Here is an 18,739-nt window from a genome sequence, read left to right as displayed (position 1 = left end):
CCTTTTTCAAGGTTGGTCAAAATTGCGGCGGGCGCCGCAGGGAAAAGAGGACGCGCTCGTGTCAACTGCCGCCGAACCAGTTGTAGCCCTGGTCTTCCCAGTAGCCGCGGTTGAAGGTGTTGCTCACGAAAATGGCCTGGATGTGCTTGGGGTTCTTGTAGCCAAGCTTGGTGGGGATGCGCAGCTTCATGGGGAAACCGTATTTCGGCGGCAGCGGCCGGTCGTCCCAATCCAGGGCGATCAGCGTTTGGGGGTGCAGGGCGGTCGCCATGTCGATGCTGGTGTAGTAGTTGTCGGCGCAGTGGACGCCGACGTAGCGCGCACTCAGGTCGGCGCCGATCATGCGCAGGAAGTCGCTCAGGCGTGGGCCTCCCCATTTGCCGACCGCGCTCCAGCCCTCCACGCAGATGTGGCGCGTGACCTGCGAGTATCGGGGCAGCGTGCGCAGGTCGGCCAGCGACCACGGCTGTTTGCGGGCGACCAGGCCGGAGACCTCCAGCCTGAAATCCCCGGCATCGATGCGCGGCGCCTGGTCTTCTCCGTAAAACGCATTGAACGGAAAGGGGCGTGCGATCATGGAGTCCGGGTAGGTGGGCGCGAGTTGCGAAGGATCGAACAGCCGGCCCTGAACCCAGTCGTTGATCCGTGAGATTCGCGTCAATGCCGCCTCGGCCGTCGTGTCGTCGTCGATGACGCAGCCGCTGAGCAGGGACAGCCCGCCCAGTGTCAGTCCGCGCGTCAGGAACCGGCGGCGCGCCGCCAGCGGCAACCGCTTGCGCAGCAGGTTCTGCGCCTCGGCCGTGACGGCCTCGGCGTGGTCCTTGTGCCAGAAGGTGAAAGGCTTCACGATGCGCTCTCCTTGTCGCAATGGGGCGGGCGAGGCCCGCCGGATATCATGGCGAGCAGGGATCTGGGCACCAGCACGGCCATGCCGACATGGCCGGCTGCGAAGGCGACGAGGGCGGCCATGCCGTAAAAGTGCATCCGCCGGGCGGCGTCATAGCCGCCGAAAAGCTCGCGCAGTGTCGGGAATTGCACGGATTTCCAGACGGCCAGGCCGCTGAGCACCGCCAGGACGAGAGCCAGGATCGCGAACAGATAGGCGGCGCGCTGCACTTGGTTGTAGCGGCGCGGGTCCGAGTGATCGAGGCGTCCGGCCAGCGCACGCCGCGCGTCGTCCAGCACGCCGCGCGGCGTCACGGGAAACAGGCGCCGGGCCAGCCGGCCCGTGACCAGACCGAGACCCAGGTAGAGCAAACCGTTGAGGACGAGCAGCCACATGCCGGCAAAGTGCCACTGCAGCGCCCCGCCCAGCCAGCCGCCCAGCGTGATGTCGGCCGGAAACGTGAAATCGAACAGGGGCGATGCGTTGTAGATGCGCCAGCCGCTCATGGCCATGATCAGCAGGGCCAGGGCGTTGAGCCAGTGCGTCGTGCGCAGCCACAGAGGATGGGGCGGGCCATCGTGCGCGGGGAGGAAAGAAGCGGGAGCGGATTTCATGGACGCAGTATGGGAGGGCGGCGATCCCGGAATCCTCGCCGAAAGTTCAAAAAAACGTGATAAACCGGCGCGCCGTCCTGTCGGATAATGGACGAATGGACACGCCCAAACGGATTCTGATCGTCGAGGATGACGATGACATCGCCGAACTTCTGCGCATGCACCTGAGCGACGAAGGCTATGACGCCGTGCGCGTTGCCGACGGCACCCAGGGCATGGCTGCGCTCGGGCAGGGGGGCTGGCATGCCCTGGTGCTCGATCTGATGCTGCCGGGCGTGGACGGCCTGGAGATCTGCCGTCGGGCGCGGGCCATGGCCTACTACATCCCCATCATCGTGACCAGTGCGCGGTCCAGCGAGGTGCACCGCATCCTGGGGCTGGAGCTGGGGGCCGACGACTATCTGGCCAAACCGTTTTCCATGCTGGAACTCGTGGCGCGCGTGCGTGCGTTGTTGCGGCGCAGCGACGCCCTGGCGCGCAATGCCCGGCTGGATGCCGGGGTGCTCGTGCTGGGCGGGCTCAGCATCGATCCGATCGCGCGGGAAGTGCGTCTGGACGGGCAGCCGGTGGAACTGACGCCGCGTGAATTCGATCTGCTGCATTTCTTTGCCCGCCATCCCGGCAGGGTGTTCTCGCGCCTCGACTTGCTCAATCAGGTCTGGGGCTATCGGCACGATGGCTACGAGCACACGGTGAATACGCACATCAACCGGCTGCGCATGAAGATCGAAGGGAATCCGTCCGAGCCCCGCCTGATCCTGACGGTCTGGGGGCGCGGCTATAAATGGGCGGAGGGCCCGGCGCCATGCTGATGCGTGAATGGTCTCTTTCGCAGCGCCTGTCGGCCGTGTTCGTCGTGCTGCTGCTGGCCTGCTGCGCCGCGTCGGTCGCCTTGCAGATGCGGGGCGGAGAACGCCATGAGCAGGAGGTCGTTCAGCGCCTTTCGCTTGCCTTGGCCCCGCAGATCGCGGGCTATCCGGAATTGGTGGCCGCCGGGGGATTCAACCCTCCGGCGGTGCGCGGCCTGTTCGACAAACTCATGGCGGTGAACCCCAGCGTCGAAGTCTACCTGCTGGACGCGACTGGGCGCATCATGGCCTACTCGGCCCCCGAGGGGGCCGTCAAGCGTACGCGGGTGGACCTGGCCCCCATTGAGTCGCTGCTGGGCGGCGGCACGCTGCCGATCTTCGGCGACGATCCGCGCAATCCCGGTGGGCGCAAGGTCTTCAGCGCCGCGCCGCTGGAATCGGCGAGTCCCGAGGCGGGCTTCGTCTATGTGGTTCTGCAGGGGGCGAGCCATGACTCGCTGGCCGCGCATGTGAATGCCGGCGGGGCGGCCAATGCGATGCTGTGGTCCATGGGGCTGGTGGCCATGCTGGGCCTGCTGGCCGGTCTGACGGCGTTCCATCTGATCACGCGCCCGCTGCGCACGTTGACCGAGGCCGTGCGGGGTCTCGAAGCCCACGGCATGTCCTGGCTGCCTCAGGCCCGGCCGCTACTCAGGCAGGCGGCGTACAGCGGCAGCGACTTGAGGCTGCTGAGCCGCAGCTTCGAAGATCTGGCGCAACGCATCGACGAGCAATGGCGCGCGCTGCGCGACCAGGACCACCTGCGGCGGGAGCTGTTTGCCAACCTCTCGCACGATTTGCGCACGCCGCTTACATCGCTGCATGGCTACCTGGAGACTTTGCGGATGAAGTCCGGCGCGCTGGGCCCGCGCGAACAGCAGCGCTACCTCGACATCGCCCTGGAGCAAAGCCGCAAGGTCGGCCGCCTGGCCCAGGAAATGTTCGAACTTGCGCGGTTGGAGTACGGCATGGTCAAGCCGCAGATGGAGCCCTTCTTCCTGACCGACCTGTTGCAGGACGTATTCCAGAAATTCGAATTGGCGGCGGAGGCGCGCGGACAGCGCCTGGTGGCCGACATCGTGCCCGGCTTGCCACAGGTGAGGGCCGATCTCGCCATGATGGAGCGCGTGCTGGTCAATCTGGTCGACAATGCGGTGCGGGCGACCCCGGAGGGCGGGGACATCACCGTGCGGCTCAGGCCGCATGGGCGCGATGGCATCGAGGTCATCGTGTGCGATACCGGGCCGGGCATTGCGCCCGCCTTGGCGCAGCATCTGTTTGAACGCCCGGCCTTCACGGGCTATGCGGCCGCCCAGGAATCGCGTTCGGGCGGGTTCGGGCTGATGATCGTGAGCCGCATCCTTCAATTGCACAAAAGCGCGATCCGGCTGTTGCCGCAATCCGGTGCGGGCGCGGTCTTCCAGTTCGTGTTGCGGTGCGAGGCGGATCGGTAGCCGCGCAGCCGTCCGGCTCGTTCAGGCCTGCCGGCAGCGAGGGCAGAGTGCGCGCAGTTCGGTTTCCTGGCCGCTCAAGGCATAGCCGGCCTGGGCGACGCAGTCGGCCAGGCGGCGGCCCAATTCGGGGTCGCTGAGCTCGGCCACGCTGCCGCAGCGGGTGCAGACGACCAGCACGTCGTGGGGCTGGCCGCCCGCGTCCGTGCAGGCGCTCCAGGCGTTGATGACATCGAGCCGGTGGATCAGGCCTTGCTCCGTCAGGAAATCCAAGGCGCGGTAGACCGTGGGGGGCGCGGCGCCGGGCTGCGCGGCCCGCAGAGCATCGAGCAACTCATAGGCCTTGAGGCTGCCGGAATGATGCAGGAGGGTTTCCAGCACCAAGCGCCGCAAGGGCGTCAGCCGCGACCCGCGCTGGGCGCAGAGCCGTTCGGCCGTGTCCAGGCGCTCGGCGATCTCGTCTGGCGAGTGGGAATGGGCCTTCATATTCATTGGGTTATGTTATAACGTAACGCATTCAATGCGCCATCACGCGTGTGCCACAGACGATTATGTCCCATTTCCCATTCTTCATCAGAGCGGGCCGCTATCGCGGTTCTTCCCTGCTGATGTCGGCCGGCCGGCGCATGCGCCGCGCCGCAGCGGCCGTATTGTTCCTGTGGCTGTTGACCGGGTGGGCGCTGCAATGGTGGTAAGCCCGGCGCCCGCCGCGGCGCCGCCCGCCATCGAGCTGCAACGGGTCTGGCTGGGCTGGCGCGACCGGATCGCGGTGCGCGACGCCAGCGGCGTGTTTTCCCGTGGATCGCTGACGGCGGTCGTAGGCCCCAATGGGGCCGGAAAATCCACGCTGATCAAGGCCATGGCGGGCCGCTTGAGTCCCGCCCGGGGCCGTATCCGGATCGATCCGGAGATCGCGGGCGACCTGGCCTGCCTGCCGCAGTCGGCCGAACTGGATCTCGACTTTCCCGTCAGCACCTTCGATTTGGTGGCCATGGGCGCCTGGCACCGGCTGGGCGCCTGGCGCGGGCTGAGCGCCGAAGGCCGGGATGCGGTCGAGGCGGCCTTGCAGGCCGTGGGCCTGGCGGGCCTGGGCCGGCGGTCCGTGGACACGCTGTCCGGCGGCCAGCGGCAACGGGCGCTGTTTGCGCGGCTGATGCTGCGCGATGCGCAGGTGATCCTTCTGGACGAGCCGTTCGCCGCCGTGGACCGGGCGACGACCGAGGATTTGCTGGCGCTGCTGCACCAATGGCATGGCGAGGGGCGCACGCTGATCGTCGTGCTGCACGACCTGGACATGGTGCGCGCCTATTTTCCGCAGGCGCTGTTGCTGGCCGGCCAGGTCGTGGGCTGGGGAGACAGTGGCCAGGTGCTGTGTGCGGCCAATCTGCATCTGGCGCGGCATTTGTGCGCCGGGGGGGCGGTCTGATGGATCTGTGGAACTGGCTGGTGCAGCCTTTCATCGAGTTCGGTTTCATGCGCCGCGCCCTGGCGGGCGCCTGGGCGCTGGCTTTCGCCGCCGGACCGCTGGGGGTGTTTCTGGTGCTGCGCAGGCTCAGCCTCATGGGCGATGCCATGGCCCACGCCATCCTGCCGGGCGTGGCGGTCGGTTTCCTGACGGCGGGGCTGTCGATGACGGCCATGACGCTCGGCGGGCTGGTGACAGGCGTGGCGGTGGCCGTGCTGGCCGGGCTGGTGTCGCGCATGACGCCGCTGCGCGAAGACGCCAGCTTCGCGGCTTTCTATCTCGTCTCCCTCGGGCTGGGGGTGTTGCTGGTGTCCCTGAAGGGCACCAATATGGACTTGATCCACGTGCTGTTCGGCACCGTGCTGGGGCTTGGCGATGCGGCCCTGATCCTGGTCACGGCGGTCAGCAGCGTGACGCTGCTGGCGTTGGCGGCCCTGCTTCGAGTGCTGGCGCTGGAGTGCCTGGATCCGGGTTTTCTGCGTGCGCAGGGCCAGGCGGGGGCCTGGGCGCACATCGGTTTTCTGCTCCTGCTGGTGTTGAACCTGGTTGCAGGCTTCCAGGTGCTGGGCACCCTGATGGTGGTGGGGATCATGATGCTGCCCGCGACGGCGGCCCGGTTCTGGGTGCGGCCGGTCGGTTCCCAGATGGCGCTGGCCGCCGCGCTGGGCGCCTTCGCATCCTACGCGGGCCTGCTGGTGTCCTATCACGCGGATGTGCCCGCGTCGCCGGCCATCATCCTGGCGGCCGGCGTCCTGCATTTCATCTCGGTCGGGTTCGGGCCGCACGGCGGCATCCTGCTGGCCTGGCGCGCAGCGCGGGCGCGGCGCCAGCAACTGCTGCAATCCCTGGAAGACAACCCGTAGCCGGCCCCGGGCCTGCCCGGCGTGCCGCATTCAGTCTTTCGACTTGCGCTGCGCCCTGGGGTGGGCCTGATCGTAGCTGGCGGCCAGGTGCTGGAAATCCAGGCGGGTGTAGATCTGGGTCGTGGAGATGTTGGCGTGCCCCAGCAGTTCCTGGACGGCGCGCAGATCCTGGGCGGATTGCAGCAGGTGGCTTGCGAAGCTGTGCCGCAGGCTGTGCGGATGCACGTGCAGCGGCAGGCCCACGCGCTGCGCCAGGGCCTGCAGACGCAATTGCACGACGCGCGGGCCGATGCGCTGGCCGCGTTCGCCCAGAAACAGCGCCGCCCGGGCATCCTCGTCGGATCGTGGGTTCAGCAGTTCGGCCCGGACTTCGAGCCAGGCGCGCAGGGCACCCAGCGCCTGGCGGCCCAGCGGCACGATGCGGGTCTTGCCGCCCTTGCCCCGGACGACGGCCTCGCCCTCGTCGGCCTGGATCCAGCTATGCGAGGCGTGGCCGGGCGTGCGTACCGGCTGCCAATCCAGGCCGATCAGCTCGGACAGCCGCAGGCCGCCGGAGTACAGGATCTCGAACATGGCCATGTCGCGGCGTTCGACCGGGGTTTCGGCGGGCGGCAACTGGCGGCGGTCCAGCAGGGCCTGGGCCTGATCCACGGACAGGGCCTTGGGCAGGCTGTGCGGGATGCGGGGCGCGCGCACGCCGTGGGCCGGATTGCGCGTCAGGCCGGCGGCTGGCGCCCGCCATTCGTAGTAGCCGCGCCAGGCGGCCAGGGCGCGCGCCAGGCTGCGGGGCTGCAGGCCCGAGGCATGCAGCCGGCCCAGGGCTTGGCGGATCTGGGCTTCGCCCAGCGTGTCCAGGGCCTGGTCGGGAAAGCAGCGCTGCAGCGCCTGCAGGTCGCGGCGGTAGGCGGCGAGAGTGTGGCTGGAATAGCGCTGCTGGGCGCCCAGTTCGGACAGCCAGGCTTCGGCCAGGACATCGTCTGCCGCCGTGTGGCCGGCGGCATCCGCGGCGGGAGCCGCCCGGCCCGGAGGGCGCCGGCCGGAGTGCGCGTTCATGGCGGTCCGCCGTCCGGCCCGCTCAGGCGGCCTCGGGCGCCGGGCGGGCCAGCCGCCCCAGCGCCGCGCCCGCCAACGAGGCAATCAGCGAGAGAAAGGCCGTGCCCATGTCGGGGGTGAAGCGCCCGGCGTCGTCCGAGCCCAAGACCAGCAGCCCGACCGGGGCGGCGCCATTCAATGTGCGCAGAGGCAGGATCGCCAGCGAAGCGGGCTCCGAGGCCAGCCAGCGGGAGGGTTCCTGGTCCTTGTTCGGGCCGCAGTAGGGCTGCGCCAGACTTTCGGCATAGGCGCGGATCCCGGCATCGATGTCCTGCGCGAATTCGCTGTCTTCCAGCGCGGGCAGATCCCAGACCCGCAGGGCAATGGCGCTGAGGTCGAACTGGTCGGACAGGCTGCGGATGATGTGGGCCGGAATGCGGCCGGCCTCGGGCTCGGCCAGCATGCGGGCGCACCATTGCATGAGCGACTGGTTGATGCGCTCGTTGCCCCCGGCGTTGTGCAGCAGTTGCATCAGCCGGTGCTCGTGTTCCTTGACGCGGGCGCGCAGGGTCAGGATCTGCCGCTCGCCCAGCGAGATCGCGCGGGCCTGGTGGGGATGGGGCACATGCAGCGAAGAAAAAACGTCGGCGTGCGCCTCGAAGAAATCGGGGTTGCGGCTGAGGTAGTCCGCCACGTCCTGGGCGGTGAAGGCATCTTGTGTCATGTGGGCGTTCCGTCCGTGAGAGCGTCGATGTCGATCTTGCCATGGAAAACCGTGGTCGCCGGGCCACGCATGCACAGCGCCTGGCCGTCCCATTCGATGTGCAGGACGCCGCCGCGCGTGTCCACCCGCACGGGGCTGTCCAGCAGGCCGCGCCGGATGCCGGCGACGGCGGCGGCGCAGGCGCCGGTGCCGCAGGCGAGGGTTTCGCCCGCGCCGCGCTCGTAGACCCGCAACCGGATGTGGTGGCGGTCGATCACCTGCATGAAGCCGGCGTTGACGCGCTGGGCGAAACGGGGGTGGGATTCGATGGCGGGCCCCAGGCGTGCGACCGGATGCGTATCCACCTCATCGACCAGGGTCACGGCGTGCGGGTTGGAAATCGCCACCAGCGAACACCAGACCTCGCCCGGCTCCTGCGGGAAGTCCAGCCGGTACAGCGTGTCCTTGCCGTGGGCGCGGGTTTCCAGGCCGGCCGGGTCGAAGGCCAGATCCCGGGGTGTGAAGGCGGTGCGGCCCATGTCCACGCTGACCTGGCCGTCGCCGGATTCGTGCAGGACGAGCAGGCCGGTGGCGATCTCGGCGCGAAGCGGATTGCGCCGCGACAGGCCCTGCTCGTGCACGAAGCGCACGAAGCAGCGCGCGCCGTTGCCGCAATGCTCGACTTCGCCGCCATCGGCATTGAAGATCCGGTAACGAAAATCGGCATCCGGGTGCAGGGGCTCTTCGACGAGCAGGATCTGATCGGCGCCAATGCCGCGATGGCGATCCGCCAGGGCGCGCGCTTGCGCGGGCGTCAGGTCGATGGACTGGCGCACGCCGTCCAGGACGACGAAGTCGTTGCCGGCGCCATGCATTTTGGTGAAGTTCCAGATCATCGCCGCATTATCCTGCAAAAGCGGGCCTCCAGGCAGGAGCGCCTGTCTGTGTGCCGTGGTGAAGTGCGCAACGAGCGTGTTTGCTCAATAAAGCCCCGCCTCACCCTCGGGCCGCGTCTTGAAGCGCCGATGCACCCAATAATACTGGGCCGGATCGCGCCGGACCTCGGCCTCGATCAGGGCGTTCAGGCGGGCGGTGGCGGCCTCGGGGCTGTGCCGGCCTGGGAACTCTTCGACGGGCGGACCGATATCCACCCGGTAGCGGCCCGTGTCGAGGTCCAGGCGGCTGATGACCGGGACCACGGCGGCGTCCCAGGCGGCGGCGATCTGGGCGGCCGACAGCAGGGTGGCGGCGGGCACGCCGAAAAAGGGGATGAAAGCGCTGCCCTGGCGGCCGAAATCCATGTCCGGCAGGTAGTACACGGGGACGCCCTTGCGCAGGTGGCGGATCAAGCCTCGCACGCCGTCGTGGCGGCTGACCAGGTGCACCCGGTTGAAGCGGCCGCGCCCCTGGCGCACGATCTCGTCCACATCGGCATCGCTCTGGCGCGTGTACATCGTGGCCGATTCTTTCAGGTACAAGGTCAGGCGCGTGGCGGCGGCGTCCAGGGCGATGAAGTGCGGCGCGAACATCAGGATGCGCCGGCCCTGGTCCAGCAGCGCCTGCAGGTGGTGCTCGCCGTGCAGTTCCACCGTGTCCAGGATGCGTGCGGGCGCGCCGAACCAGCACAGTCCCCGGTCGATGAAGGATTGGGCCAGCAGTTGGAAATGGCGGCGCGCCAGGGCGTTCCGGTCGGCCGGCGGCAGATCGGGGAAGCAGCATTCCAGGTTGACGCGCACGACGTGGGCGCGGGAGCGCAGCAGATGCGGCGTCAGCCACCCCAGAAGGCGGCCCCAGCGCAGTCTCGCCGCGGTGGAACAGCGGCCGAAATGACCCAGGACGGCGCGCAGCAGAGGTTTTTTATCAAAGGCCATGGTCGGAGTGAAGAAAGACGGCGGCGTGGGGCGGGCGCTGCCCGCGTGCTCAGGCCCGCCCCCGGGATGCCGGCGCGGATTCGTCGGGCAGGGGCGGGGCGTCGTCCGGTTCTTTGTAGCGGTTGTAGCTCCACAGATATTGTTCGGGAAAGCGCCGGATCAGGGTTTCCATGGCCTGGTTGATGGCGGCGGCCAGGGCTTCCGGCGCAGCGGGCAGAGGTTCGGGCAGGCGCAGGTAATGGATGCGCCAGCCGCGTCCGCCCGGCAGGCGTTCGCCGGCGGTCAGGATCACGGCCACGCCCGTCTGCAGCGCCAGGCGCGCGGCCAGAGTCATGGTCAGGGCGGGACGGCCGAAGAACGGCAGCCAGACGCCGTCGCCTTCGCGCGGCACCTGGTCGGGCAGCATGCCGACGGCCTCGCCGCGCTTCAGCGCCCGCACGAACTCGCGTACGCCATGGCGGTTGGCCGGCACGGCGCGCAGGTTGCGCATGTCGCGCGCGGATTCGACGATGGGGTCCAGCAACGCGCTGCGCGAGGGGCGGAACATCACCGTCAGCGGCCCGTGCTGGGTCAGGTGCCGGGCGGTGATCTCGAAGCAGCCCAGGTGCGGCGTCAGGTACAGCACGCCCCGGCCTTCGGCCAGCGCCTCGCGGACCACGGCCTCTTGATCGCTGTGCGTCAGGGCCAGGCAATGCGGTGTGCGCCACCAGACCTTGGGGATCTCTAGGATCATGGCGCCGGATTCGGCGGCGGCGCGGCGGGCGAAGGCGGGGTCGGCGTAGCCGGCCTGGCGGGCGTTGGCCTGCAGACGGCGGCGGTAGCGGCCCGGGAACCGGTAGACGATGGCGCCGAGCAGCCGGCCGGTGGACTGTAGCCAGGACAGGGGCAGCGCGGCCAGCAGGCGAACGAGAAACAGCAGCATGCGAAATCTGGGAAACGGTCTGGTCCGGCACATCCCGCGGACCGCGCGGATGCGCGCAGCGGGCAAACACCACACCGGGGAATAAGCTTTCTTTCTGACAATCGCCATTTTCGCTTAAAATGAAAGGGATCGCTGAGTTAACCGACAACTTGCGGAGCGATCCCCCGGCGGCGCCGTTGTGCCGGGTCCTTTTCCGCTAAAGCGTCGCGCCCCGATACATCCAGAGGTGCAACGCGTTTCGTTCAACCTCTCGCCGGCGCAACCGGCGTTCTTACAGGACGTATCGCTGTGGCAAACAACGATTTTCTCTTTACCTCGGAATCCGTCTCCGAAGGCCATCCCGACAAGGTCGCCGATCAGATTTCCGACGCGATTCTCGATGCCTTGCTCGAGCAAGACCCGCATTCCCGGGTCGCCGCCGAAACCCTTTGCAATACCGGCCTGGTCGTGCTGGCCGGCGAGATCACCTCGCGCGCCAATGTGGATTACATCCAGGTCGCCCGCGACACGATCCGCCGCATCGGCTACGACAACACCGACTACGGCATCGACTACAAGGGTTGCGCGGTGCTGGTCGCCTACGACAAGCAATCCCCCGACATCGCCCAGGGCGTGGACCGCACGCCCGAGGAAATCCTGAACCAGGGGGCCGGCGACCAGGGCCTGATGTTCGGCTATGCCTGCGACGAAACCCCCGACCTGATGCCCGCGCCGATCTGGTATTCGCACCGCATCGTGCAGCGCCAGGCGGAACTGCGCAAGGACGGCCGCCTGCCCTGGCTGCGCCCGGATGCCAAGTCCCAGGTCACCTTCCGCTATCTCGACGGCAAGCCGGCCGAGGTCGATACCGTGGTGCTGTCCACCCAGCACCACCCGGATATCTCGCAGGCCGACATCCGCGACGCCGCCATCGAGCACATCATCCGCCCGGTCTTCGCCGACGGCCTGCTCACGGACAAGACCAAGTTCTTGATCAATCCCACGGGCAAGTTCGTCATCGGCGGCCCGCAGGGCGATTGCGGCCTGACGGGCCGCAAGATCATCGTCGACACCTACGGCGGCGCCTGCCCGCACGGTGGCGGCGCGTTCTCCGGCAAGGATCCTTCGAAGGTGGACCGCTCCGCCGCCTACGCCGCCCGTTACGTGGCCAAGAACATCGTGGCGGCCGGCCTGGCGCGCCAATGCCAGGTGCAGGTCAGCTACGCGATCGGCGTGGCCGAGCCGATCAACATCACGGTCTATACCGAAGGCACGGGCGTGATCCCCGACGAACAGATCGCGCGTCTGGTCCGTGAGCATTTCGACCTGCGCCCCAAGGGCATCATCAACATGCTCGACCTGCTGCGCCCCATCTATTCCAAGTCCGCCGCCTACGGCCATTTCGGCCGCAGCGAGCCGGAATTCAGTTGGGAAGCGACCGACAAGGTCCAGGTTCTGAAGGCCGCCGCCTGAAAAACGCCCCCTTCCGGGGGCGGCAAGCGGGCCATGGGCGGCGCAGCGCGGGGCTTCGTCGCCGGCCGGGCCCTCAGGGCTCGAACACCATGCGCTTCATGAAGGCGCGCAGGATCCGTCCGGTATCCTCGTCGCCCGGCCGGCTGCCGGCCAGCCGGTGAAGGGCACAGCCGTCGCACAAGGCCACGAAGCCGAACGCGAGGTCTTCCGGGCTCATGGAGAGCGTCAGCCCCGCGCGTCGGGAGAAGGCCTGGGCGTAGCGCCCCACCGCATCCAGCAGATCTTCCCGGAAACGGCGGAAATGGGGGGCGAAATCGGCATCCCGCGCGGCATGCAGCCGGGCTTCTAGCATCAGCGCCAGCAATTGGGAATCCTGGTGCATCCGGGCGTAGTGCGCCAGCAGCCGGGCTTCCAGCAAGTCCCGCGGCGGCGGGCCCTCTGCCTCGGGCGCCGGCTCGTCCAGCAAGGCCTGGAATTCCCCCATGATGCGCCCATGCTCGCGCCGCAGCAGCGCGAGGAAAATATCCGCCTTATCCTGGAAATTGGAATAAAAAGCGCCCCGGGTATAGCCGGCCTGCAGGGCGATCTGCTCGACGCTGGTGGCGGCGAAGCCTTGGGTGGCGAACAGGGCGTGCGTGGCGTCCAGCAATCGCTGCCGGGTCTGCTCCCGGCTCTGTTCGCGGGTCAGGCGAAGTTTTGTCTTCATGATGTCGAATTGTAGGAACAAACCGGGCGGCGCGCCCATGCGCCACCCGGAGATGAGCCATCCACAACGATACGACGATACATAAATGTATTTGAATCCATTTATGTATTGAAATAAACTCCTCGACGACGCACAGGCCATCGACCTCGGGGGCGGTGCCTGGCCTTTCGTCTGTCGCTCGCTGGGACGCCCATGAAAGACACTCTTGTCCGCCCGTCGTATCGTTCGGCCCGGCAGGCCGCCCTGATGGCTGCCTGCGTCGTGCTGGCCGCCTGCGGCGCCCGCGATCCGGCCGAGCCGCCGCCGCGCCCGGCGCCGACGGTGGAAATCCAGCCCGATGCGCACGCCGTCGCCTGGACCTCGCCCGGCGTGATTGCCGCGCCTGAATCCACGCCGTTGTCGTTTCGCCAGGCCGGCCTGGTCCTGCGCCGCCATGCGGGGTTGGGCGAGGCTGTGCGCGCCGGGCAGGTGCTGGCGGAGCTGGATCCGGCGCCCTGGCGCCAGAACCTGGCCTCGGCCCAGGCCCGGTACGAGGCCGCGCGCGTGGCGCGGGACGTGGCGGAACGGCAATGGCGGCGGGATCGGGCGCAGGGCAGCGAGGGATTGATCGCCCAGGCCCAGGCCGAGCAGACGCGCGGGCAATGGGCCCAGGCGCGCGCCGAGTTCGAGCAGGCCAGCCAGGCTCTGGCGCACGCGCGCGACCAGATGGTATACACGCGGCTGACGGCCGGGCATGATGGCGTGATCGTCGCCGAGCAGGCGGCGGCGGGCCAGAATGTGGCGGCCGGCCAGCCCGTCTATACCCTGGCCTGGGGTGACGGCCTGGAGGTGGTCGTCGATTTGCCCGAGCGGCGGGTGGCGGGGGTCGAACTGGGCCAGGCGGCCGAGGTCGAGCCGGTGGCGCGCCCGGGCGTGCGTCTGACCGCCCGCGTGCGGGAAATCGCCCGCGCCGCCGATCCGGCGAGCCTCGGTTTCCGCGTGAAGCTGCGCCTCGACGCCCCCGACCCGGCGTTGCGTCTCGGCATGACGGCCACGGTCCGCTTCCTTGCTTCCGCAGCCGCCGGCGCCCGCTACACCTTGCCCGCCACGGCGTTGTTCCATCAGGGTGATCGGCCGGCGGTCTGGGTGCTGGATGACCAGGGTGCGCTGGCCTTGCGGACGGTCGAGGTCGCCGCCTACGGCACTGAGACCGTGACGCTGTCGGCCGGCGTCGCGCCCGGGCAAATCGTGCTCGCCCAGGGCGCCCACACCGTGTCCGAAGGCCAGCGGGTCGAGGCCGTGCCCTACCAGCCGCGCGCCGCCGCGCCGGGCGGGGACGGCCAGTGAGCGGGCCGCCGGGATCCGGGGCCGGGGGGTTCAATCTCTCGCGCTGGGCGATCCTGCATCGCTCCCTGGTGATCTACCTGATCGCCGTCATGGTGGTGGCCGGGGCGATTGCGGGCCTGCGCCTGGCGCAGTCCGAAGATCCGCCTTTCACCTTCCGCGTCATGGTGATCCAGACCCTGTGGCCCGGCGCCACGGCGGAGCAGGTGCGCGCGCAGGTCACCGACCGGATCGAACGCAAGCTCCAGGAAATGCCGCACCGCGACTACACCACCAGCTATTCGCGGCCGGGGCAGTCGACCCTCTTCTACTTCATGAGCGAGGCCGCCGCGGCCGACCAGGTGCCCGAGGAGTGGTACCAGGTGCGCAAGAAGGTCGGCGATATGGCTGCCGAGCTACCGGCCGGGGTGGCCGGGCCTTTCTTCAACGATGAGTTCGGCGACGTCTACACCAACATCTATGCGCTGGCGGGCGATGGCTATACGCCGGCGCAACTGCGCGAGCAGGCCGACATCCTGCGCACGGTGCTTTTGCGGGTGCCGGGGGTGGCCAAGGTCGATTATTTCGGCGACCAGGAAGAGCGCATCGAAGTCCGTATCCCCAATGCCGTGATGGCCCGGTCCGGGCTGACGCCTGCGCGGATCGGGCAGGCGATCGCCGCGCGCAACGCCGTGGCCGACCCCGGGGTGGCCTCGACCGCGTCCGACCGGCTGTACGTGCGCCCCACGGGGCAATTCCACAGTCTGGACGACCTGGCCGATACGCTGATCCCCATTGGCGACAGGCTGGTGCGCCTGGGAGACATCGCCGAGATCCGGCGCGGCGCGGCGCAGCCGCCGTCCACGCAGATGCGTCACGGCGGCCAGCCGGTGCTGGGCATCGGCGTGACCGCCGCCGAAGGTCACGATGTGGTGGATCTGGGGCGGGCGCTGCGGAAGGCGGTGGATGGCCTGCAAGCGCGGCTGCCGACGGGCCTTGCGCTGGAGGAAGTCGCCAGCATGCCCGATGCCGTGACGGCCTCGGTCGATGAGTTCCTGCGCGCCGTGGGCGAAGCCGTGGCCATCGTGCTGCTGGTCAGTCTGGTGTCGCTGGGGCTGCGCACCGGCCTGGTGGTCGTGATCTCGATCCCGGTGGTGCTGGCGCTGACGGCGCTGCTCATGGGATGGATGGGGATCGGCCTGCACAAGGTGTCCCTGGGGACCCTGATCCTGTCGCTGGGCCTGCTGGTGGACGATGCCATCATCGCCGTCGAGATGATGGCCGTGAAGCTCGAACAAGGCTGGGACCGGCTCAGCGCGGCCGCTTTTGCCTACACCAGTACGGCCTTTCCCATGCTGACGGGTACGCTGGTGACGGTCGCGGGCTTCCTGCCGATCGCCCTGGCGCGTTCCAATACAGGGGAATACACGCGCTCGATCTTCCAGGTATCGGCGATCTCGTTGCTGGTGTCCTGGCTGGCGGCCGTGATCCTGATTCCGTTGCTGGGCCACGCCCTGCTGCGTCCGCACGCGCATCCCGCGCCGGCGGGCGGTCCGGTACGGGATCTTTATGATTCGCCCTTTTACCGCCGCTTGCGGCGCTGGCTGCATGCCTGCGTGCGCCGCCGCGCCCTCGTCGTCGCGGCGACGCTGGCGCTGTTCGTCGTCGCACTGGCAGGTTTCCGGCTGGTGCCGCAGCAGTTCTTTCCCGATTCCGCCCGCCCGGAACTGCTGGTGGATTTGCGCCTGCGCGAAAGCGCCTCGTTCGAGGCGACGCTGGCGCAGGCGAAGCGCCTGGAGGCCTTGTTGAAGGACCGCCCGGAGGTGGCGCGCGTGGCCGGCTTCGTCGGCACCGGCGCGCCGCGCTTCTACCTGCCGCTGGACCAGCAGTTGCCCTCGCCGAATTTCACCCAGTATGTCGTGACGGCCAGATCCATCGAAGACCGGGAAGCGCTCAAGCGCTGGCTGGAGTCGACGCTGGCGGCGGCTTTCCCGGCCGTGCGGGGGCGGGTGTCGCGTCTGGAATCGGGGCCTCCAGTCGGCTATCCGGTCCAGTTCCGCGTCAGCGGCGACGACGTGCCGCGCGTGCGCCAGGCGGCGGAAGCCGTGGCTGCGGTGCTGCGCGCCGATCCCCGCGCCCGCAACACGCAGTTCGACTGGGACGAGCCCTCGGCCCGCGCGTCGCGTTTCGAGATCGATCAGCAGGCCGCGCAGCGGCTGGGCATCAGTTCACGCGATATTGCGGATTTCCTCGCCATGACTTTGTCGGGCCGGCCCGTGTCCCAGTACCGGGAAGGCGACCGCCTGATCCGCATCGACCTGCGCGCTCCCGAATCCGAGCGCGGCGGCCCCGAAGCGCTGGCGCAGTTGTCCCTGCCTTCGCCCCGGGGCCCCGTGCCCCTGGAGGCGCTGGGCGGGATGCGGGACGGGCTGGAGCACGCCATCATCTGGGAGCGCGACCGGCAGCCCACGATCACGGTGAGGGCCGAGGTGGCGCCGGGCGTGGAAGGGATCGACCTGACCCGGGCCGTGGATGCGCGGCTTGCGGACATCCGCGCCGGCCTGCCGGTGGGCTACCGCATCGAGGTGGGGGGCGCGGTGGAAAACAGCGCCAAGGCGCAGGCCTCGATCGGCGCCGAGGTGCCGATCCTGATCGTGACGGTGCTGACGCTGCTGATGATCCAGTTGCAGCGCTTTTCGCGGGTGGTGCTGGTCGTCCTGACCGCCCCGCTGGGCTTGATCGGCGTGGTCCTGGCGCTGCTGCTCTTTGGCAAGCCTTTCGGGTTCGTCGCCCTGCTGGGCGTGATCGCCATGTTCGGCATCATCATGCGCAACTCGGTCATCCTGGTGGACCAGATCGAGCAGGACATCGCCGCCGGGCACCGCCGTATCGACGCCATCGTGGATGCGACCGTGCGGCGTTTCCGCCCCATCGTGTTGACGGCGGCGGCGGCCGTGCTGGCATTGATCCCGTTGCTGCGCAGTGATTTTTTCGGGCCGATGGCGACCGCCCTGATGGGGGGCATCACCAGCGCCACCGTTTTGACGGTTTTCGTGCTGCCTCCCTTGTATGCGCTGATGTTCCGCGTCCGGGACGAGGATGAACCGCCGGTCGCGCAGGTGGATCCCATGCCGGAGGGAATGCGATGAACGGGTGGCGGATCGCCGGGGCGGCTGTTCTGGGGCTGGGCCTGGCGGGCTGCGCGCCGGGGCCTTCCGGCCAGGCACCGGTCATGCCCGAACCGGCACGGTACGCCGCCGGCCCGCCGCCGGACGGCGGCGCATCGGCGGCGGGCCCGGAACTGGTGAGGGTGCATGCGCCGGCGGCGGCATGGTGGGCCCGGTTCGGCGCCCCCGAACTGGATGCGCTGGTGGCGGAAGCCTGGGCGGCCAATCCCGATCTGGCCGCCGCACGGCAGCGCCTGGAAGCGGCCCGTGAAGTGCTGCGGGCGCAGACCGGCGCGACCACGCTGCCTTCGATCGACCTGGGCGCCCAGGCGGCGCGCCAGCGCGCGCTGGGCCTGCCGTTGACGCTGCCGCCGCCTTTGCCCGAGCTGCCCCGGACCTCGATTTACGATACCTTCGTCGGCCAGGCCCAGGTCCGCTATGCCTTCGACCTGTTCGGTTCGATCCGCGAGCGCAACCGCGCCCTGGCCGACCGGGTGGAGCAGCAATCGGCCCAATGGCGCGCCGCCCGGGAAGCGCTGGCGGCGAACGTCGTGTCTGGCGCGTTGACCCTCTCCGCGCTGCAGGCCCGCCTGGATATCCTGGCTTCCGTGGCGGCCGGATTGCGGCGCGACGAGGCCGAGGCCGCCCGCCGGCAGGCCTTGGGCGCCGCGGCGCGCGCCGCCGTCCTGGACGCGCGCCGCCAGGCCGAAGCCATGGCGGCGCAGATTCCCGGTCTGCAGGCCCAGGCGTTGTCGATCCGGCATGCGCTGGCCGTGCTGCTGGGCCGCACGCCCGATCAGGCGCCCGAGGCGATCGCGTTCGAGCGCTTGGCCCTGCCCGCGCAGATTCCCGTCCTGGTGCCGGCCGCGCTGCTGGCGGCGCGGCCCGACATCCAGGCGGCCGCGGCCGCCCTGCGCGCGGCCGCCCACGATGCGGGAGCGGCCAGCGCGGACCGCTTGCCGGGCCTGACCCTGACGGCGGCCATGGGGCGCGGGGGCTACGACTGGTCGTCGGCGCTGTCGCCCGCGGGCGCCTTGTGGAGCCTGGCGGGCGGCCTGACGGCGCCGCTGTTCCACGGCGGCGCGCTGCAGGCCCGGCACCGCGCCAGCTTGCAGGCCCATGCGGCGGCGCAGGATGATTACCGGAGCACGGTGCTGGCCGCTTTCCGTGAAGTGGCCGACGCTTTGGCCTCGCTGGAGCAGGGCGGCGCGGCGCAAGCCGCCGGAGAGGCCGCCGCCCGCGCGGCCCGGGCGGCGGCTGCCGATGCCGCCCGGCGCGCCGCTCTGGGCGCGGTGCCGCCGGCGGCGGCCCGGGCGGCCGGGCGCCAGGCCGACCTGACGGCGCTGGACGCTCTGGATGTGCGCGCGCAGCGGCTGCTGGATGCCGCGCGCCTGTTTCACGCCCTGGGCGCGCCGGCGCCGGATGGCGCGTAGGCCGGCGCCGGCTCACGGTATAAT

Annotated in this window: 18 protein-coding genes; 9 read left to right on the top strand and 9 right to left on the bottom strand. The window is 69.4% G+C overall.

The window, feature by feature from the left end:
- Window positions 1-61 precede the first annotated feature (61 nt).
- Both ABRZ00_RS04245 and ABRZ00_RS04240 read right to left on the bottom strand, forming a co-directional pair.
- Window positions 62-850 (bottom strand): molybdopterin-dependent oxidoreductase, encoded by a 789-nt coding sequence (locus ABRZ00_RS04245; RefSeq protein WP_368642787.1) that lies wholly within the window; start codon window positions 848-850, stop codon window positions 62-64.
- Window positions 844-1,500 carry a cytochrome b/b6 domain-containing protein gene (locus ABRZ00_RS04240; RefSeq protein WP_343837805.1) on the bottom strand — a complete coding sequence of 219 codons (657 nt, stop codon included), beginning with the start codon at window positions 1,498-1,500 and terminating at the stop codon, window positions 844-846. Before ABRZ00_RS04240 ends, ABRZ00_RS04245 begins: the two co-directional genes overlap by 7 nt.
- 95 nt (window positions 1,501-1,595) lie before the next feature.
- Here ABRZ00_RS04240 and ABRZ00_RS04235 point away from each other — a divergent pair, with 95 nt between their 5' ends.
- Together ABRZ00_RS04235 and ABRZ00_RS04230 are read left to right on the top strand one after the other, a co-directional pair.
- The gene (locus ABRZ00_RS04235) at window positions 1,596-2,312 is read left to right on the top strand and encodes a response regulator transcription factor (RefSeq protein WP_368641005.1); all 717 of its coding nucleotides are present in this window, start codon (window positions 1,596-1,598) and stop codon (window positions 2,310-2,312) included.
- Window positions 2,306-3,802: a sensor histidine kinase gene (locus tag ABRZ00_RS04230; RefSeq protein WP_368641006.1), complete on the top strand. Its 1,497-nt coding sequence runs from the start codon at window positions 2,306-2,308 to the stop codon at window positions 3,800-3,802. The genes ABRZ00_RS04235 and ABRZ00_RS04230 overlap by 7 nt, the downstream gene beginning before the upstream one ends.
- A 21-nt stretch (window positions 3,803-3,823) precedes the next feature.
- Here ABRZ00_RS04230 and ABRZ00_RS04225 read toward each other — a convergent pair whose 3' ends face one another.
- Window positions 3,824-4,291 (bottom strand): Fur family transcriptional regulator, encoded by a 468-nt coding sequence (locus ABRZ00_RS04225; RefSeq protein WP_343837810.1) that lies wholly within the window; start codon window positions 4,289-4,291, stop codon window positions 3,824-3,826.
- Between the two features lie 59 nt (window positions 4,292-4,350).
- Here ABRZ00_RS04225 and ABRZ00_RS04220 point away from each other — a divergent pair, with 59 nt between their 5' ends.
- From ABRZ00_RS04220 to ABRZ00_RS04210, 3 genes are read left to right on the top strand one after another with little or no spacing between them, the layout of a single operon-like run.
- Window positions 4,351-4,494 (top strand): hypothetical protein, encoded by a 144-nt coding sequence (locus ABRZ00_RS04220; RefSeq protein ID WP_368641007.1) that lies wholly within the window; start codon window positions 4,351-4,353, stop codon window positions 4,492-4,494.
- Complete coding sequence (locus ABRZ00_RS04215; RefSeq protein ID WP_343837815.1) at window positions 4,485-5,225, top strand: ABC transporter ATP-binding protein; 741 nt, start codon at window positions 4,485-4,487, stop codon at window positions 5,223-5,225. Before ABRZ00_RS04220 ends, ABRZ00_RS04215 begins: the two co-directional genes overlap by 10 nt.
- On the top strand, window positions 5,225-6,127 hold the full coding sequence (locus ABRZ00_RS04210) for a metal ABC transporter permease (RefSeq protein WP_368641008.1): 903 nt from the start codon (window positions 5,225-5,227) through the stop codon (window positions 6,125-6,127). The genes ABRZ00_RS04215 and ABRZ00_RS04210 overlap by 1 nt, the downstream gene beginning before the upstream one ends.
- 30 nt (window positions 6,128-6,157) lie before the next feature.
- On the opposite strand, the gene ABRZ00_RS04205 is transcribed toward ABRZ00_RS04210, so the two are convergent.
- The 5 genes from ABRZ00_RS04205 to ABRZ00_RS04185 form a co-directional block, all read right to left on the bottom strand.
- Window positions 6,158-7,180, bottom strand: coding sequence for a tyrosine-type recombinase/integrase (locus tag ABRZ00_RS04205; protein WP_368641009.1), 1,023 nt, complete (start codon window positions 7,178-7,180; stop codon window positions 6,158-6,160).
- Between the two features lie 22 nt (window positions 7,181-7,202).
- Window positions 7,203-7,883, bottom strand: a complete 681-nt coding sequence (locus tag ABRZ00_RS04200; RefSeq protein ID WP_368641010.1) for a DUF484 family protein — start codon at window positions 7,881-7,883, stop codon at window positions 7,203-7,205.
- Window positions 7,880-8,776: a diaminopimelate epimerase gene (gene dapF / locus ABRZ00_RS04195; protein ID WP_368641011.1), complete on the bottom strand. Its 897-nt coding sequence runs from the start codon at window positions 8,774-8,776 to the stop codon at window positions 7,880-7,882. Before dapF ends, ABRZ00_RS04200 begins: the two co-directional genes overlap by 4 nt.
- A 66-nt stretch (window positions 8,777-8,842) precedes the next feature.
- Window positions 8,843-9,733 carry a lysophospholipid acyltransferase family protein gene (locus tag ABRZ00_RS04190; protein WP_368641012.1) on the bottom strand — a complete coding sequence of 297 codons (891 nt, stop codon included), beginning with the start codon at window positions 9,731-9,733 and terminating at the stop codon, window positions 8,843-8,845.
- Window positions 9,734-9,782: 49 nt separating this feature from the next.
- The gene (locus ABRZ00_RS04185) at window positions 9,783-10,655 is read right to left on the bottom strand and encodes a lysophospholipid acyltransferase family protein (RefSeq protein ID WP_368641013.1); all 873 of its coding nucleotides are present in this window, start codon (window positions 10,653-10,655) and stop codon (window positions 9,783-9,785) included.
- Window positions 10,656-10,943: 288 nt separating this feature from the next.
- On the opposite strand from ABRZ00_RS04185, the gene metK reads away from it, so the two are divergent.
- Complete coding sequence (metK, locus tag ABRZ00_RS04180) at window positions 10,944-12,107, top strand: methionine adenosyltransferase (protein WP_343837829.1); 1,164 nt, start codon at window positions 10,944-10,946, stop codon at window positions 12,105-12,107.
- 73 nt (window positions 12,108-12,180) lie between these two features.
- On the opposite strand, the gene ABRZ00_RS04175 is transcribed toward metK, so the two are convergent.
- The gene (locus ABRZ00_RS04175) at window positions 12,181-12,813 is read right to left on the bottom strand and encodes a TetR family transcriptional regulator (protein WP_343837831.1); all 633 of its coding nucleotides are present in this window, start codon (window positions 12,811-12,813) and stop codon (window positions 12,181-12,183) included.
- Between the two features lie 192 nt (window positions 12,814-13,005).
- On the opposite strand from ABRZ00_RS04175, the gene ABRZ00_RS04170 reads away from it, so the two are divergent.
- From ABRZ00_RS04170 to ABRZ00_RS04160, 3 genes are read left to right on the top strand one after another with little or no spacing between them, the layout of a single operon-like run.
- Complete coding sequence (locus tag ABRZ00_RS04170) at window positions 13,006-14,139, top strand: efflux RND transporter periplasmic adaptor subunit (RefSeq protein ID WP_368641014.1); 1,134 nt, start codon at window positions 13,006-13,008, stop codon at window positions 14,137-14,139.
- Window positions 14,136-17,264: an efflux RND transporter permease subunit gene (locus ABRZ00_RS04165; RefSeq protein WP_368641015.1), complete on the top strand. Its 3,129-nt coding sequence runs from the start codon at window positions 14,136-14,138 to the stop codon at window positions 17,262-17,264. The genes ABRZ00_RS04170 and ABRZ00_RS04165 overlap by 4 nt, the downstream gene beginning before the upstream one ends.
- Window positions 17,261-18,715: an efflux transporter outer membrane subunit gene (locus ABRZ00_RS04160; RefSeq protein ID WP_368647848.1), complete on the top strand. Its 1,455-nt coding sequence runs from the start codon at window positions 17,261-17,263 to the stop codon at window positions 18,713-18,715. The genes ABRZ00_RS04165 and ABRZ00_RS04160 overlap by 4 nt, the downstream gene beginning before the upstream one ends.
- The last annotated feature ends 24 nt before the right edge of the window (window positions 18,716-18,739 follow it).

The organism is Castellaniella ginsengisoli (assembly GCF_040955415.1).
Lineage (GTDB): Bacteria > Pseudomonadota > Gammaproteobacteria > Burkholderiales > Burkholderiaceae_B > Castellaniella > Castellaniella ginsengisoli.
Note: the sequence above shows the minus strand (reverse complement) of the source record. Positions and strands in the feature narration are given on the sequence as shown.

What these genes read in the sequence shown, in the direction of transcription:
- ABRZ00_RS04225 (WP_343837810.1), bottom strand. Translation starts at nt 4,291, where the DNA reads ATGAATATGAAGGCCCATTCCCACTCGCCAGACGAGATCGCCGAGCGC.
- ABRZ00_RS04170 (WP_368641014.1), top strand. Translation starts at nt 13,006, where the DNA reads ATGAAAGACACTCTTGTCCGCCCGTCGTATCGTTCGGCCCGGCAGGCC.
- ABRZ00_RS04215 (WP_343837815.1), top strand. Translation starts at nt 4,485, where the DNA reads ATGGTGGTAAGCCCGGCGCCCGCCGCGGCGCCGCCCGCCATCGAGCTG.
- ABRZ00_RS04210 (WP_368641008.1), top strand. Translation starts at nt 5,225, where the DNA reads ATGGATCTGTGGAACTGGCTGGTGCAGCCTTTCATCGAGTTCGGTTTC.
- ABRZ00_RS04160 (WP_368647848.1), top strand. Translation starts at nt 17,261, where the DNA reads ATGAACGGGTGGCGGATCGCCGGGGCGGCTGTTCTGGGGCTGGGCCTG.
- ABRZ00_RS04185 (WP_368641013.1), bottom strand. Translation starts at nt 10,655, where the DNA reads ATGCTGCTGTTTCTCGTTCGCCTGCTGGCCGCGCTGCCCCTGTCCTGG.
- ABRZ00_RS04240 (WP_343837805.1), bottom strand. Translation starts at nt 1,500, where the DNA reads ATGAAATCCGCTCCCGCTTCTTTCCTCCCCGCGCACGATGGCCCGCCC.
- ABRZ00_RS04175 (WP_343837831.1), bottom strand. Translation starts at nt 12,813, where the DNA reads ATGAAGACAAAACTTCGCCTGACCCGCGAACAGAGCCGGGAGCAGACC.
- ABRZ00_RS04205 (WP_368641009.1), bottom strand. Translation starts at nt 7,180, where the DNA reads ATGAACGCGCACTCCGGCCGGCGCCCTCCGGGCCGGGCGGCTCCCGCC.
- ABRZ00_RS04220 (WP_368641007.1), top strand. Translation starts at nt 4,351, where the DNA reads ATGTCCCATTTCCCATTCTTCATCAGAGCGGGCCGCTATCGCGGTTCT.
- ABRZ00_RS04230 (WP_368641006.1), top strand. Translation starts at nt 2,306, where the DNA reads ATGCTGATGCGTGAATGGTCTCTTTCGCAGCGCCTGTCGGCCGTGTTC.
- ABRZ00_RS04235 (WP_368641005.1), top strand. Translation starts at nt 1,596, where the DNA reads ATGGACACGCCCAAACGGATTCTGATCGTCGAGGATGACGATGACATC.
- ABRZ00_RS04200 (WP_368641010.1), bottom strand. Translation starts at nt 7,883, where the DNA reads ATGACACAAGATGCCTTCACCGCCCAGGACGTGGCGGACTACCTCAGC.
- ABRZ00_RS04190 (WP_368641012.1), bottom strand. Translation starts at nt 9,733, where the DNA reads ATGGCCTTTGATAAAAAACCTCTGCTGCGCGCCGTCCTGGGTCATTTC.